Origin of the sequence: Bacteroides sp. MSSM.1001136sp1_RTP21357st2_D2_RTP21359_211015 (assembly GCF_040913205.1) — a bacterium.
GTDB lineage: Bacteria > Bacteroidota > Bacteroidia > Bacteroidales > Bacteroidaceae > Bacteroides > Bacteroides ovatus.
The window spans coordinates 1-13,991 of record NZ_JBDFVF010000010.1 but is presented as its reverse complement, the minus strand read 5'-3'; the positions used below and the strand labels follow the sequence as shown (position 1 = coordinate 13,991).

11 protein-coding genes are annotated in these 13,991 nt (G+C 40.1%); 10 read left to right on the top strand and 1 reads right to left on the bottom strand.

From position 1 onward, the window contains the following. The first annotated feature begins 6 nt into the window (after positions 1-6). From AB5217_RS08520 to AB5217_RS08475, 10 genes are all read left to right on the top strand, one after another. Positions 7-906: a glycerophosphodiester phosphodiesterase family protein gene (locus AB5217_RS08520; protein ID WP_004305975.1), complete on the top strand. Its 900-nt coding sequence runs from the start codon at positions 7-9 to the stop codon at positions 904-906. A gap of 12 nt (positions 907-918) precedes the next feature. Beyond that, positions 919-2,286, top strand: a complete 1,368-nt coding sequence (locus tag AB5217_RS08515; RefSeq protein WP_004310809.1) for an MFS transporter — start codon at positions 919-921, stop codon at positions 2,284-2,286. Positions 2,287-2,492: 206 nt separating this feature from the next. After that, on the top strand, positions 2,493-3,149 hold the full coding sequence (locus tag AB5217_RS08510; RefSeq protein ID WP_022199201.1) for a DUF2490 domain-containing protein: 657 nt from the start codon (positions 2,493-2,495) through the stop codon (positions 3,147-3,149). Between the two features lie 306 nt (positions 3,150-3,455). Next, on the top strand, positions 3,456-5,360 hold the full coding sequence (locus AB5217_RS08505; protein WP_032843764.1) for a fimbrillin family protein: 1,905 nt from the start codon (positions 3,456-3,458) through the stop codon (positions 5,358-5,360). A gap of 73 nt (positions 5,361-5,433) precedes the next feature. Beyond that, positions 5,434-5,925: a PaaI family thioesterase gene (locus tag AB5217_RS08500; protein ID WP_004296910.1), complete on the top strand. Its 492-nt coding sequence runs from the start codon at positions 5,434-5,436 to the stop codon at positions 5,923-5,925. A gap of 258 nt (positions 5,926-6,183) precedes the next feature. Next, entirely contained in the window at positions 6,184-7,035 is an 852-nt protein-coding gene (gene hisG, locus AB5217_RS08495) for an ATP phosphoribosyltransferase (RefSeq protein WP_004296908.1), read from the top strand. A 41-nt stretch (positions 7,036-7,076) separates the two neighbouring features. After that, entirely contained in the window at positions 7,077-8,366 is a 1,290-nt protein-coding gene (gene hisD, locus AB5217_RS08490) for a histidinol dehydrogenase (protein ID WP_032843762.1), read from the top strand. Further along, a complete protein-coding gene (hisC, locus tag AB5217_RS08485; protein WP_050486451.1) occupies positions 8,326-9,423 on the top strand; it encodes a histidinol-phosphate transaminase in 1,098 nt (365 codons plus the stop codon). The genes hisD and hisC overlap by 41 nt, the downstream gene beginning before the upstream one ends. A gap of 3 nt (positions 9,424-9,426) precedes the next feature. Then, positions 9,427-10,551 (top strand): bifunctional histidinol-phosphatase/imidazoleglycerol-phosphate dehydratase HisB, encoded by a 1,125-nt coding sequence (hisB, locus tag AB5217_RS08480; protein ID WP_004296905.1) that lies wholly within the window; start codon positions 9,427-9,429, stop codon positions 10,549-10,551. Positions 10,552-10,580: 29 nt separating this feature from the next. After that, entirely contained in the window at positions 10,581-11,141 is a 561-nt protein-coding gene (locus tag AB5217_RS08475) for a dual specificity protein phosphatase family protein (RefSeq protein WP_032843775.1), read from the top strand. Between the two features lie 117 nt (positions 11,142-11,258). Here the strand turns inward: AB5217_RS08475 and AB5217_RS08470 are convergent, their stop codons facing one another. Then, on the bottom strand, positions 11,259-13,184 hold the full coding sequence (locus AB5217_RS08470; RefSeq protein WP_032843760.1) for an NAD(+) synthase: 1,926 nt from the start codon (positions 13,182-13,184) through the stop codon (positions 11,259-11,261). Positions 13,185-13,991: the final 807 nt, after the last annotated feature.

Genomic DNA, 13,991 nt, shown 5'->3' with positions numbered 1-13,991 from the left:
GAACTTATGAAACGGATATGTAACTTCATACTTCTTCTGTGTTTGGTGCAACTGGCTGTTGCTCAAAATAGAATAGCTGAAATCAGAGAAAATCTGCTGGGAAATCATCCAGATAAAATATTGGTTGTATCCCACCGGGCTGACTGGCGTAATGCCCCGGAAAACTCATTGCAAGGTATACAGAATTGCATTGATATGGGTGTCGATATGGTGGAGATCGATTTGAAACGAACCAAAGACGGACATTTAGTAGTGATGCATGATAAAACGATCAATCGTACCATGTCTGGAAAAGGACTGGTGGAAGATTATACATTGGCCGAATTGAAAGCAATGCGTCTTAAAAATGGAGTAGCTTGTAAGACAAGACATCAGATTCCTACATTGGAAGAAGTGATGTTGCTCTGCAAAGGTAAGATCATGGTAAATATTGATAAGGGGTATGATTATTTTCAGGAAGCTTATATTGTACTCGAAAAGACGGGAACGGTTGACCAGTGTGTTATCAAAGCCGGCCTTCCTTATGAACAAGTGAAAGCCGAAAACGGTGCTGTATTGGATAAAGTGATTTTTATGCCTATTGTACAGTTGCATAAAAAAGGAGCCGAAGCTATTATTGACAGTTACAAGACTCACATGAAGCCTGCTGCTTATGAGTTAGTGTTTGATAATGATAGTCCTGAGGTGCTTAACCTGATAAAAAAAGTGCGTGATACGGGTTCTAAGTTGTTTATAAACTCTCTTTGGCCCGAATTATGTGGTGGTCATGATGACGACCGTGCAGTAGAACTTCATCAACCGGATGAAAGCTGGGGATGGATCATTAATCAGGGAGCCAAATTAATTCAAACTGACCGTCCTGCCCTCTTATTGGAGTATCTGCGCAAAAAGAAACTTCACGACTAAATAGACTTTTTCATGTTGAAACAACTTATAAACTTTTACAAGGTCTCTTCACCGAGACCTTGTAACGGGGAAGCTTTGTCTTCATCCGGCTCACAACATCTTCATTCCGATGCCCGTCGTCTGAAATACCTGAAATGGTCTACTTTCCTTTCAGCCACTTTCGGTTACGGCATGTACTATGTTTGTCGTCTTAGCCTGAATGTCGTGAAGAAGCCCATCGTAGATGAAGGAATTTTCTCCGAAACGGAACTGGGAATTATCGGTTCGGTATTGTTCTTTACTTACGCCCTTGGAAAATTTACGAATGGTTTTCTGGCTGACCGTAGCAATATCAACCGCTTTATGACTACCGGTTTACTGGTAACTGCTTTAGTGAACTTGTGCCTGGGTTTTACCCATTCTTTTATTCTGTTTGCTCTCCTTTGGGGGATTAGTGGCTGGTTTCAGTCTATGGGTGCTGCTTCTTGTGTAGTGGGACTTTCCCGTTGGTTCACGGACAAAGAACGGGGTTCCTATTACGGGTTTTGGTCTGCCAGCCACAATATCGGTGAAGCGTTGACCTTCCTAATTGTTGCATCTATCGTTAGTGTATTGGGGTGGAGATACGGTTTCTTTGGTGCCGGTATTGTTGGTTTGCTTGGTGCTTTAATTGTGTGGAAGTTCTTCCATGACACTCCCGAGAGTCAGGGCTTTCCTCCTGTAAATGCTCCAAAACAGAAAGAGGAGATGAGTGTGGTGGAAACGACAGACTTTAATAAAGCCCAACGCCAGGTATTGATGATGCCTGCCATCTGGATACTGGCTCTTTCGAGTGCTTTTATGTATATCAGTCGCTATGCTATCAATAGCTGGGGTGTTTTTTATCTAGAAGCGCAAAAAGGATATTCCACGTTGGATGCCAGCTTCATTATTTCCATCTGTCCGGTCTGTGGTATCGTAGGTACCATATTTTCGGGTGTTATTTCTGACAAGTTATTTGGCGGTCGTCGAAATGTTCCCGCCCTGATTTTCGGATTGATGAATGTTCTTGCACTTAGCCTGTTCTTGTTGGTTCCCGGTGTACACTTTTGGATAGATGTGTTGGCTATGGTTCTTTTCGGTTTGGGTATCGGAGTTCTCATTTGTTTTCTGGGTGGCCTGATGGCAGTCGATATTGCTCCCCGTAATGCGTCGGGAGCAGCATTGGGGGTAGTCGGCATTGCCAGTTATATTGGGGCCGGATTACAGGATGTAATGAGTGGTGTTCTGATAGAGGGGCAAAAGACGGTTCAGAATGGAGTCGATGTTTATGATTTCACTTATATCAATTGGTTTTGGATAGGAGCGGCTTTATTGTCTGTATTTTTCGCTTTATTGGTGTGGAATGTGAAGCCGAAGTAATGATTTGAATAACAATGCTTTATAAAAAGGGACTTTTCCCTTTTAAACCAACGGGTCGTTTCTTTTAAAGGAACGACCTGTTTCACACCGAGAAACAACATGTTCCTTTTAATGAAACGCAAACAGTTTTTCAGTATTATTTCAGTATCATGCTTTTTCTTTGCCGGAGATAATTTGTTATCTTTGTAACTTTAACCCGAAAATCAATGAGTAGAATAATATTAAATACTAAGACTTGGCTATTATTTGTGCTGTTGTTTGGAATATCATTTTCTGCATGGGCACAAAGTGACGATTTTAATACATGGACTAAATTCAAGGTAAACCATAAGATAGATTCCCGGTTTTCAGTTTCAGGTGATTTGGAATTGCGCATGAAAGATGATGTGAGTAAATTGGATCGTTGGGGGCTGACTGTTGGCGGAAGTTACCGACCCTATTCATTTTTGAATCTGGGGGTTGGCTATGAAACCCATCTTCGGAATTTGGGTGACTCGGACTGGAAGTTCAGGCATCGCTATCATATAACTGCTACTGTCAGTTTTCGTTATCAATGGTTGAAAGTAGCTGTAAGGGAAAGATTTCAGCAGACTTTTGATCGTGGCAACTCTGAAACTCGTTTGCGTTCCCGCTTGAAATTATCTTATGCTCCTACAAAAGGAATTGTTTCTCCCTATTTCTCTGTTGAAATCTATCAGAGTTTGGATGACGTTTCTTTTTGGAGAGCCGATCGTATGCGTTATCGTCCCGGAGTAGAAATAGCTTTGGCCAAACGTTGGTCGTTGGATGCATTCTATTGTTATCAATATGCATCTTCGCAAGGCAGACACATTGCCGGAATAGAAGTGGGATATTCTTTCTGAAATTAGCAGGCTCTTAATATAATAATGTGAGAGTTTAATTCTTTGTTCCTGACTAGTCGTTTGTAACTTGTTGATTGTTTGCGTTATAGATGAAAATGTGAAATTTTCCTATAGAAACTATACTCCGACTTAATATAATTATATACTTTTGCTTTCAAGACATCAAAATGATATCTTGAAATTGATGATTCCTCAGTACAACAGACGTGTTGTTCAGTATCCCATAACCGAAAGCGAATACTTCCTCTTATGCTATTCTTTCTGTTCAATCAAAAGTTTCTATTGGAAAATTAAAAAATAAATATGATGAAACTATTTTATAACCTACAAAGGGGCGTGGGTTTACTTGTTTTTTGTACTATCTTGCTTAGTGCTTGTGTGAACCATATTTCGGAGGAAGAGGAGGATAGTGTTAATAATGGAGATATTCCATTGAAATTTATTGCCGATATTCGTGAATCAGTTGGTACCCGTATGGCAAATAATAACTTTGCTGAAGGGGATGAAGTCGGTCTGTTTGCTCTTGCCGGAACCACTACAATGCAAGAAGAACGTTATGTGGATAATCTTCATTTCATACGTTCATCCAATGGTGAGTTTGAATCTAACGAGTCGGTATACTATCCGGATGATGGAGTTACATTGAATTTAATCAGTTATTATCCTTATCAAAAGAGTGGCGTGGGGATAGGGGAGAGCACCATGCAGGTGGCGGTTTCAACGACTCAAAATATTCCTGACGATTATTCACATTCTGATTTCCTAATTGCTTCTAAAGAAGAGGTCTTAGCCAGTAAGGAGGCGGTCGCTCTGACCTATAATCATCAGTTTTTTCGTCTGAAAATTGTTCTTATTCCTGGAGAGGGGGAGAATTTGGAAGATATGTTATCCGTTAAGCCTACGCTTTCGGTGAGTGGCTTTTATACTAAAACAAGTTATGATTTTCAGAAAAAGACTTTCTCTGGTTATTCCGAAGAGAAAGATATTATTCCTGCAGGAGAATGGGAGATAAAAGACGGACGACTGATAGGAAAGGAATTTATTTTGATACCGCAGGAGGCGACTCCGGGATACCAATACATAACGTTGGAAGCTGCAGGAAAGCTATATATAAGCCCATTACCATCTACTTTACAATTAAAAAGTGGAAAGCAGCGCGAATTGGAAATAAAGTTTGTATCAGCCGAAGATGTATTAATGAGCAAAGTGAATGGGGAAATCGGAGATTGGGACGGAACCGAAATAGATCATACAGAATCAGTCACGCTTCATAAATACATAGATGTTTCGAAGTTAACTTTTGAAAAGTCGAATGTGTATAAAGTGTTACATTCGGGAAAGCAAGTAGCTGAAATATGTAAGGAGTATCTTGTTACTCCGGAATTTTCTTCGCAGGCAATCGTTGCCTATCCGATGAAAAAAGATGGTAGTGTGGACTTATCTCAAGGTGTTGTAGCACAGTTGCTAGGGAAATCCGGAAAAGTGAATGGAGGAAGCGTATCATGGAATATGGAAGATTACTCATTGGCCTATGTTGACGGAATTTTGCCGATTCGTAATAATGTATATGTGATGGCAAACGGAACCGTTTCTTTATCTGTTACGACAGCAGATGACGTACTATCTGTTTTGGCTTTGGAAGATATCGTTCGTGATGTACGTGGAGGAATCATTCATAATTATCCGTTAGTGAAGATTGGAACACAATATTGGATGCGGGATAATCTGGAGGCATCTTCGTATGTTGGCGGTGAAGCACTTCCCAGACTGGATGCAGTGACAGCGAATGTTGTCGGATATCTGCAATCTACTACGGAACACTATTTTTATACAGCTAATGTAGTACTTTCTAATAAAATTCTGCCTGCTCATTGGAGTATACCGGATTGGAAAGACTGGAACATTTTAAAAGACTATCTGAATGGAGAGGCTTCTTTGCTGAAATCAGGTACTTGGTTACCTTTGAAAGCGGGAGAACAGGTACAGCCTGCAACTAATTTATCCGGTTTTAATGGAATACCTGTAGGAATGTATGTGGGGGCTTTTCAAACTGATTACGAGAAAAAACATCTGGCATATTGGACACTGGATAATGCAAATGCCGCTATCGATATCAAGGTTTTCTATCTGAAAAGTGATACGGATATCATTGAAGAATCTAATGCGGGTGTTGATACAAAAGCCTTTGCCATTCGTTGCATCAGAAAGTAAATCGACGAAAAAGGCTTCTCTTTTCCATAAATTGCTTATATTTGGGAAGTAAAACTAACTAAAAGAGAGAACTATGAAGAAGATAATAAATCCCTGGAAAGGTTTGGAAGGGTACAACTGCTTTGGTTGTGCTTCCAATAATGAAGCCGGATTAAAAATGGAATTTTACGAAGATGGTGACGAAGTGGTAAGCATTTGGAAACCACGTCCCGAATATCAAGGCTGGATTGATACCTTGCATGGCGGTATTCAAGCTGTCTTGATGGATGAAATCTGTGCCTGGGTTATACTTCGTAAACTACAAACCACGGGGGTGACGTCGAAGATGGAAACTCGTTACCGAAAATCGATTGATACCAAAGATTCTCATATCGTATTACGCGCGTCTATTAAAGAGGTAAAGCGGAACATCGTTATTGTTGAAGCAAAGTTATATAATAAGGATGGAGAAGTCTGTACAGAATCAGTTTGTACTTACTTTACTTTCTCGAAAGAAAAGTCGAAAGATGAAATGCATTTTTCGAAATGTGATGTAGAATCGGAAGAGATATTACCATTAATTTGAAATAAAAACTTAAGTTTTTGTGATAAATGTTTGGTAGTATCAAACAAATACTTTACTTTTGTCGCAGTTAATAAAAGAAATATGAAATATACAGCTACACATCATCATCATCATTTTCCTAACGAATAATCGGTGGGCGTGGATGATATTGTGTATAACTATATAAACGATAACGAAGGCTTACCGAATGCGGTAAGCCTTTTTTGTTTTTCAACGCAGATTGTATTTGTAATTAATAATTAGTAATTAAATAAAGTCATGTTAAGAATCGCAGTACAAGCCAAAGGACGTCTCTTCGAAGAGACAATGGCACTTTTAGAAGAGTCAGATATCAAGTTAAGCACTACTAAACGTACCTTGTTGGTACAGTCTTCTAACTTTCCTATCGAAGTTCTATTTCTTCGTGATGATGATATTCCGCAAACGGTAGCTACCGGGGTAGCTGATTTGGGAATTGTTGGTGAGAACGAGTTTATGGAAAAGGAGGAAGATGCGGAAATTGTCAAACGTCTGGGATTCAGCAAATGTCGTCTGTCACTGGCTATGCCGAAGGATATTGAATATCCCGGTTTGTCATGGTTTGAAGGCAAGAAGATTGCTACCTCTTATCCGGTTATTCTTCGTAACTTCCTGAAAAAAAATAGCGTAAATGCCGAAATACATGTGATAACCGGTTCGGTAGAGGTGTCTCCGGGTATTGGATTGGCTGATGCCATTTTTGATATTGTAAGTTCCGGTTCTACTTTGGTCAGCAACCGCTTGAAAGAAGTGGAAGTTGTAATGAAGTCGGAAGCATTGTTGATTGGCAACAAGAACATGAGCGAAGAGAAAAAAGAAGTGCTCGAAGAATTGCTGTTCCGTATGAACGCAGTAAAAACAGCTGAAGATAAAAAATATGTATTGATGAATGCTCCAAAAGACAAACTGGAAGAAATCATAGCTGTATTGCCCGGTATGAAGAGTCCTACAGTGATGCCATTGGCACAGGAAGGCTGGTGTTCTGTTCATACAGTACTTGATGAAAAACGTTTTTGGGAAATTATCGGAAAATTGAAAGGACTGGGAGCAGAAGGTATTTTGGTACTGCCGATTGAAAAGATGATTGTATAAATAGATAGGAACGAAAATTCGTTCCTGATAAAATATGAACCATGAAATTGATTAAATATCCCTCAAAAGAGCAATGGACAGAACTTTTGAAACGTCCGGCACTAAATACGGAAAGTTTGTTCGATACTGTTCGTTCTATTATAAATAAGGTAAGGACAGAAGGCGATAAAGCAGTATTGGAATATGAGGCTGCTTTTGATAAAGTAACCTTGTCCGCACTTGCTGTGACTCCTGAAGAGGTTCAAGCCGCCGGGACATTAGTAAACGATGAACTAAAGGCTGCCATTTCTTTAGCTAAACAAAACATTGAAACATTCCACTCTTCCCAGCGTTTTGTCGGGAAGAAGGTAGAGACAATGAATGGGGTAACTTGCTGGCAAAAATCAGTGGGAATCGAAAAGGTCGGCTTATATATTCCGGGTGGAACAGCACCGCTTTTCTCAACTGTATTAATGTTGGCTGTTCCGGCTAAAATTGCAGGATGCAAGGAAATCGTACTTTGTACGCCTCCCGATAAGAATGGAAATATTCATCCGGCTATCCTTTTTGCTGCGCAATTGGCAGGTGTCAGCAAAATATTCAAGGCTGGTGGTGTGCAGGCTATTGCCGCTATGGCCTATGGAACGGAGAGTGTCCCCAAAGTATATAAGATATTTGGTCCTGGCAATCAATATGTGACAGCCGCCAAACAGTTGGTAAGCCTGCGTGATGTAGCTATCGATATGCCTGCCGGTCCTTCAGAAGTGGAAGTTCTGGCTGATGCATCTGCCAATCCGGTTTTTGTGGCAGCAGATCTTTTGTCACAGGCAGAACACGGAATAGATAGCCAGGCTATATTGATTACCACTTCCGAGAAACTGCAAACAGAGGTGATGGCAGAAGTGGAGCGTCAATTAGCAGAACTTCCCCGTCGTGAAATTGCGGCGAAATCACTGGAGAATAGTAAATTGATTTTAGTGAAGGATCTGGATGAAGCATTGGAACTGACTAACGCGTATGCTCCGGAACATCTAATCATAGAAACGGAAAACTATATGGAAGTGGCCGAACGTGTGATAAATGCAGGTTCTGTCTTCTTAGGTTCGTTAACTCCCGAGAGTGCCGGCGACTATGCTTCCGGAACGAATCACACCCTGCCGACCAACGGTTATGCCAAAGCCTATAGTGGTGTAAGTCTGGATAGTTTTATCCGTAAGATTACATTTCAGGAAATTCTCCCGGAAGGAATAAAAGCTATCGGTCCTGCTATTGAAGAGATGGCGGCTAATGAACAGCTGGATGCACATAAAAATGCCGTCACAGTTCGTCTCAAAGCAATTCAAAATTCATAATTTAAAACTTAAAGAAGTGAAAACGTTACAAGAACTAACCCGACCGAATATCTGGAAATTAAAACCCTACTCTTCGGCACGAGATGAATATAAAGGAGTTACAGCCTCTGTTTTCCTGGATGCAAACGAAAACCCTTACAATACGCCTCATAACCGCTATCCGGATCCTATGCAGTGCGAACTGAAGACGTTGTTGTCGAAAATCAAAAAAGTATCCCCTGAACATATTTTTCTTGGAAACGGTAGCGATGAGGCCATCGACTTGGTTTTTCGTGCATTCTGCGAACCGGGAAAAGATAATGTCGTAGCCATCGACCCTACTTATGGTATGTATCAGGTTTGTGCCGATGTGAACGATGTGGAATATCGGAAAGTATTACTGGATGATGACTTCCAGTTCTCTGCCGATAAACTGCTGGCGGCTACCGACGAACACACCAAATTGATTTTCCTTTGCTCGCCTAATAATCCGACAGGAAATGATTTGCTCCGTTCTGAAATAGAAAAGGTGCTTTGTCAGTTCGAAGGATTGGTGATGCTGGATGAGGCTTATAATGATTTTTCCCAGGCTCCGTCTTTCCTCGAAGAGCTGGATAAATACCCCAACCTTGTCGTATTCCAGACCTTCTCCAAGGCTTGGGGATGTGCTGCAATTCGCTTGGGTATGGCTTTTGCTTCCAAAGAAATTATAGACATTCTTAGTAAAATCAAATATCCCTATAATGTCAATCAGTTGACTCAACAACAAGCTATTTCTATGTTGCATAAGCACTATGAGATAGAACGTTGGGTGAAAACGTTGAAGGAAGAGCGTGATTATCTGGAAGCGGAATTTGAAAAACTTCCATGTACCATTAAACTGTTCCCGTCCGATGCGAATTTCTTTTTGGCAAAAGTGACGGATGCCGTGAAAATCTATAATTATTTGGTAGGGGAAGGAATAATAGTGCGTAATCGCCATAACATTTCACTTTGCTGCAACTGTTTGCGTGTGACTGTCGGTACTCGTGTCGAAAATAATACCCTATTGGCAGCTCTTAAAAACTATCAAGGATAATTTATGAAGAAGAAAGTATTATTTATAGATAGAGACGGCACGTTGGTGATCGAACCTCCTGTAGATTACCAACTCGACTCATTGGAAAAACTGGAATTCTATCCGAAAGTATTCCGTAATTTGGGCTTTATCCGCAGTAAGCTCGATTTTGAATTTGTGATGGTCACTAACCAGGATGGATTGGGTACACCTTCTTTTCCGGAAGAAACATTCTGGCCTGCCCATAACTTGATGCTTAAAACATTGGAAGGGGAGGGGATTACTTTTGATGAGATTCTGATAGACCGTAGTTTTCCTGAAGATAATGCGCCCACCCGCAAACCGCGTACCGGAATGTTGACGAAGTATCTGGATAATCCGGAATACGATCTTGCCGGAAGTTTTGTAATAGGCGATCGTCCCACAGATGTGGAACTTGCCAAAAATATCGGTTGCCGGGCAATTTATTTGCAAGACTCGACCGAAGCTCTGAAAGAAAAAGGATTAGAAGAAGTCTGTGTTCTTGCAACTACTGATTGGGATCGGATAGCCGAATTCCTTTTTGCCGGAGAACGGAAAGCGGAAGTACGTCGTACTACAAAAGAAACAGATATTTATGTTGCTTTGAATCTTGATGGAAATGGAACTTGTGACATTTTTACCGGTCTTGGCTTTTTCGATCACATGCTTGAGCAGATTGGAAAACATTCTGGCATGGACTTAACCATCCGTGTTAAAGGAGATTTGGAAGTAGATGAACATCATACGATCGAAGACACTGCTATCGCACTGGGCGAATGTATCTATCAGGCTTTAGGTAGCAAACGAGGGATTGAACGTTATGGCTATGCCTTACCGATGGATGATTGTCTTTGTCAGGTTTGTCTGGACTTTGGCGGTCGTCCCTGGTTAGTTTGGGATGCTGAATTCAAGCGTGAGAAGATAGGAGAGATGCCGACGGAAATGTTCCTTCATTTCTTTAAGTCACTTAGTGACGCGGCAAAGATGAATTTGAACATTAAAGCGGAAGGACAGAATGAACATCATAAGATAGAAGGAATTTTTAAAGCCCTTGCCCGTGCTTTGAAAATGGCAATTAAAAGAGATATCTATCATTTTGAACTTCCATCCAGTAAGGGTGTGCTTTAATGTTTTTTAGAATCATATCCATATTGCTTATGCAAAAGCAAATCCCACTATGCTTATTGGCGATAGTCTTATCCGTCTCTCTTTTCGGTCAAAATCTGAAAGCGGATAAGATTATTCTGCCTGATAGTGATTTGACAAATTTGTATCAAATAGATTCGGGCGTATATCGTTCGGAGCAACCTTCAAAAGAGGGCTTTAAAGCTTTAGAAAAGTATGGTATTGGAGAAGTACTTAATCTACGAAACAGACATAGTGATGATGACGAAGCAAAAGGAACAAGTATAAAACTTCACCGGGTAAAAACTAAAGCACATTCGATTAGTGAAAAGCAATTGATACAGGCATTACGCATTATTAAAAATCGTAAAGCGCCTATTGTTTTTCATTGTCACCACGGCTCTGACCGTACAGGGGCTGTTTGTGCGTTTTATCGTATCATTTTTCAGAATGTTTCAAAAGAAGATGCAATCCATGAAATGACTGAAGGAGGCTATGGCTTTCATCGAATTTATAAGAATATTATTAGAAGAATCAAGGAAGCAAATGTGGAGCAAATAAGAAAAGAAGTAATGGAAGGTGGAGAGTTATAATATGCCATATCTTTACCATCGCTCTGTCACAGCTGTGCCACCGTATTGTCACAACCATGCCATCATGCTGGCACAGTTGTGCCAATGCGGTGGCACAAGCCTATTGATAGGACGTCCTTACAAGGCCTCTATTTCTTTAAGCCACATGGCTGAACTGGCATCGCTCGGCATTCTCCAATCTCCTCTCGGGCTGATAGAAATACTTCCTACTTTAGGACCGTCCGGCAAGCAAGAACGCTTGAACTGTTGATTAAAGAAACGACGGAAGAAGGTAGAAAGCCATTTCTTGATGGTTTTTTCATCATACATATCTTTGAATGCAATATTTGCCAGATAGAATATCTTGGAAGGCCGGAAACCGAAACGTAAGAAATAATATAGGAAGAAGTCATGTAGTTCATAAGGACCCACCAAATCTTCTGTTTTCTGTTTAATTTCTCCGTTTTCATCTGCCGGAATCAGTTCCGGACTGATGGGAGTATCTACAATATCGAGTAAAGTCGCTTTCGAATTTTCATCCATGCCATTTACTGCCACCCATTGTACCAAGTATTTTACGAGAGTTTTAGGGACACTCGCATTCACTCCATACATGGACATATGATCGCCATTATATGTTGCCCATCCTAGTGCAAGTTCTGATAAATCTCCTGTACCAATAACCATTCCCCAAGTCTGGTTCGCCACATCCATCAATATTTGTGTACGTTCGCGTGCTTGAGAATTTTCGTATGTGACATCGTGTACATTAATATTATGGTCTATATCCTTAAAATGTTGAATGCAAGCATCTTTGATACTGATTTCACGAATAGAGATACCCAGCGATTTCATTAGATCGATGGCATTATGATAAGTACGGTCGGTCGTTCCGAATCCTGGCATCGTAATGCCGAGAATATCCTTTCTGGACAATCCCAACTTATCAAAAGTCTTCACACATACAAGTAATGCCAATGTTGAATCCAACCCGCCAGAGATACCGATTACAGCAGTTTTAGCTCCTGTATGGACAAGCCTTTGTGCCAATCCCGCTACCTGTATGGAGAACACTTCTTCACAATGCTCATTTAGCTCTATTCCTTGCGGTACAAAAGGATGAGAATTAAACTTCCGGGTTAAGGTTAGCTCTTTGCTGTTGACAAATTCAGTCGCAATAGAAACCGCCTTTTTATCCCCTAAGTTTGCTTGATTAGCTGCAAAGGTTGTATTTATCCTGCGTTCTGCCCGGATACGTTCCACATCAATTTCGCTGATAATCAGCTGTTCTTTCATGCTGAAACGTTCGCTGTGTGCAAGCAGTGAACCGTTTTCATAAATGAACCCGTTACCGGCAAATACTACATCGGTAGTAGATTCTCCAAAGCCACAAGACGAGAATACATATCCGGCAATACAACGTGCAGATTGTTGGCTGATGAGAGAACAAAGATAATTATTCTTTCCAATACCTTCATTATCAGCAGACATATTGAAAAGAATTTCTGCACCTTGCAGTGCTAATGAAGAACTCGGAGGTATAGTAGACCAAAGGTCCTCGCATATCTCGATGCCAAAAGTCGTATCTGAAGTCTCAAAAAGCAGATTAGAACCTATCGGAACGATTTGTCCACAGAGACGTACACTATTTGTTGTCAACTGAAGCGCCGAAGTAAACCAGCGCTGTTCGTAGAATTCTTTATAATTCGGCAGATAGGTCTTGGCGGCAACTCCCAACACTTTCCCTTTCTGAATCACTACGGCTGCATTGATTACTGTCGAATTGACACCGACAGGCATACCAACAATAGAAATGATGTCTAATTGGCGAGTGTTATTCAGAATTTGCATCAGCCCCATTTCTGCTTCTTCCAGCAAAAGTTGTTGTCCGAACAGGTCGCCACACGTATATCCTGTGATACTCATTTCCGGGAAAATAATGATCTGCACTCCTTTTCCTTCAGCCACTGCAATCAGACTTTCTATCTTCTCTACATTGAATTTACAGTCAGCCACTTTTACGTGTGGCACGGCTGCAGCTACTTTTACAAATCCGTAGTTCATCTTATACCTTATTTATATATAATGGGTGCAAAAATAGGAAATACTTTTGAATATCTATCTTTTTTGCATTGAATCCTCTCGATAAGCTATTTTGTGTGAGATATGGCATTGTTGTTTAAACAATTAAAATAACTATCAAAATGATTGTTAATGTCAGGTTTATATTGAAATATATTGTGTATTTGTTTCTTAAATGAGTAATATATGCTTAAATATATAGCAAAAAGATATAAGTGGAAATATGGTATAAAATATGCGACATATTGTTTCTTTTATTTAAATATAATATATATATTTGTAGCCGAAAAAGAACGATATTGGAAGTATATAACACCTAAACAGAACAAGTGATATTAGTGTTTAATTTATAACTTAAGAGAGCAGATGGTCATACGTTTAATTCACACAGCAGTAACACGAAAAAATTATTTGGATATTTGGCGCAATATTAAGAATTTGCCAAGTTAGTCTATTCCCATTCTATATTTATAGATAATAATAGCCTATCCCGGGTCGGTGTAGAATATGCTTAAAGCCGATTTTGGGGAAGGAGTGTATTACTATTCCATATGCGAAGATAAGCGTATTCCTAATTGTAGATAAATCTATAAAAATAAATCAATTTCATTAATGGGGACTTCTATAAATTAAATCCCTGATTATAAGTTGCATAAGCGGATAAAATGCTTATATTTGCAGAAACAGACAAAATAATCATTGATCATGAACAAGTTAAGCCGCTATCGCAAGTTACGCTATAAAAGTGTGTTTGAATCCGAGAATCAATCGTCTCGCCTTAACGTGATA

Bases quoted from the DNA above. Each gene is read 5' to 3' on its own strand.
- AB5217_RS08500 (WP_004296910.1), top strand. From the start codon at position 5,434: ATGAAGAAGATAATAAATCCCTGGAAAGGTTTGGAAGGGTACAACTGC.
- AB5217_RS08510 (WP_022199201.1), top strand. From the start codon at position 2,493: ATGAGTAGAATAATATTAAATACTAAGACTTGGCTATTATTTGTGCTG.
- AB5217_RS08515 (WP_004310809.1), top strand. From the start codon at position 919: ATGTTGAAACAACTTATAAACTTTTACAAGGTCTCTTCACCGAGACCT.
- AB5217_RS08505 (WP_032843764.1), top strand. From the start codon at position 3,456: ATGAAACTATTTTATAACCTACAAAGGGGCGTGGGTTTACTTGTTTTT.
- hisB (WP_004296905.1), top strand. From the start codon at position 9,427: ATGAAGAAGAAAGTATTATTTATAGATAGAGACGGCACGTTGGTGATC.
- hisG (WP_004296908.1), top strand. From the start codon at position 6,184: ATGTTAAGAATCGCAGTACAAGCCAAAGGACGTCTCTTCGAAGAGACA.
- AB5217_RS08470 (WP_032843760.1), bottom strand. From the start codon at position 13,184: ATGAACTACGGATTTGTAAAAGTAGCTGCAGCCGTGCCACACGTAAAA.
- hisD (WP_032843762.1), top strand. From the start codon at position 7,077: ATGAAATTGATTAAATATCCCTCAAAAGAGCAATGGACAGAACTTTTG.
- hisC (WP_050486451.1), top strand. From the start codon at position 8,326: ATGCCGTCACAGTTCGTCTCAAAGCAATTCAAAATTCATAATTTAAAA.
- AB5217_RS08475 (WP_032843775.1), top strand. From the start codon at position 10,581: ATGCAAAAGCAAATCCCACTATGCTTATTGGCGATAGTCTTATCCGTC.
- AB5217_RS08520 (WP_004305975.1), top strand. From the start codon at position 7: ATGAAACGGATATGTAACTTCATACTTCTTCTGTGTTTGGTGCAACTG.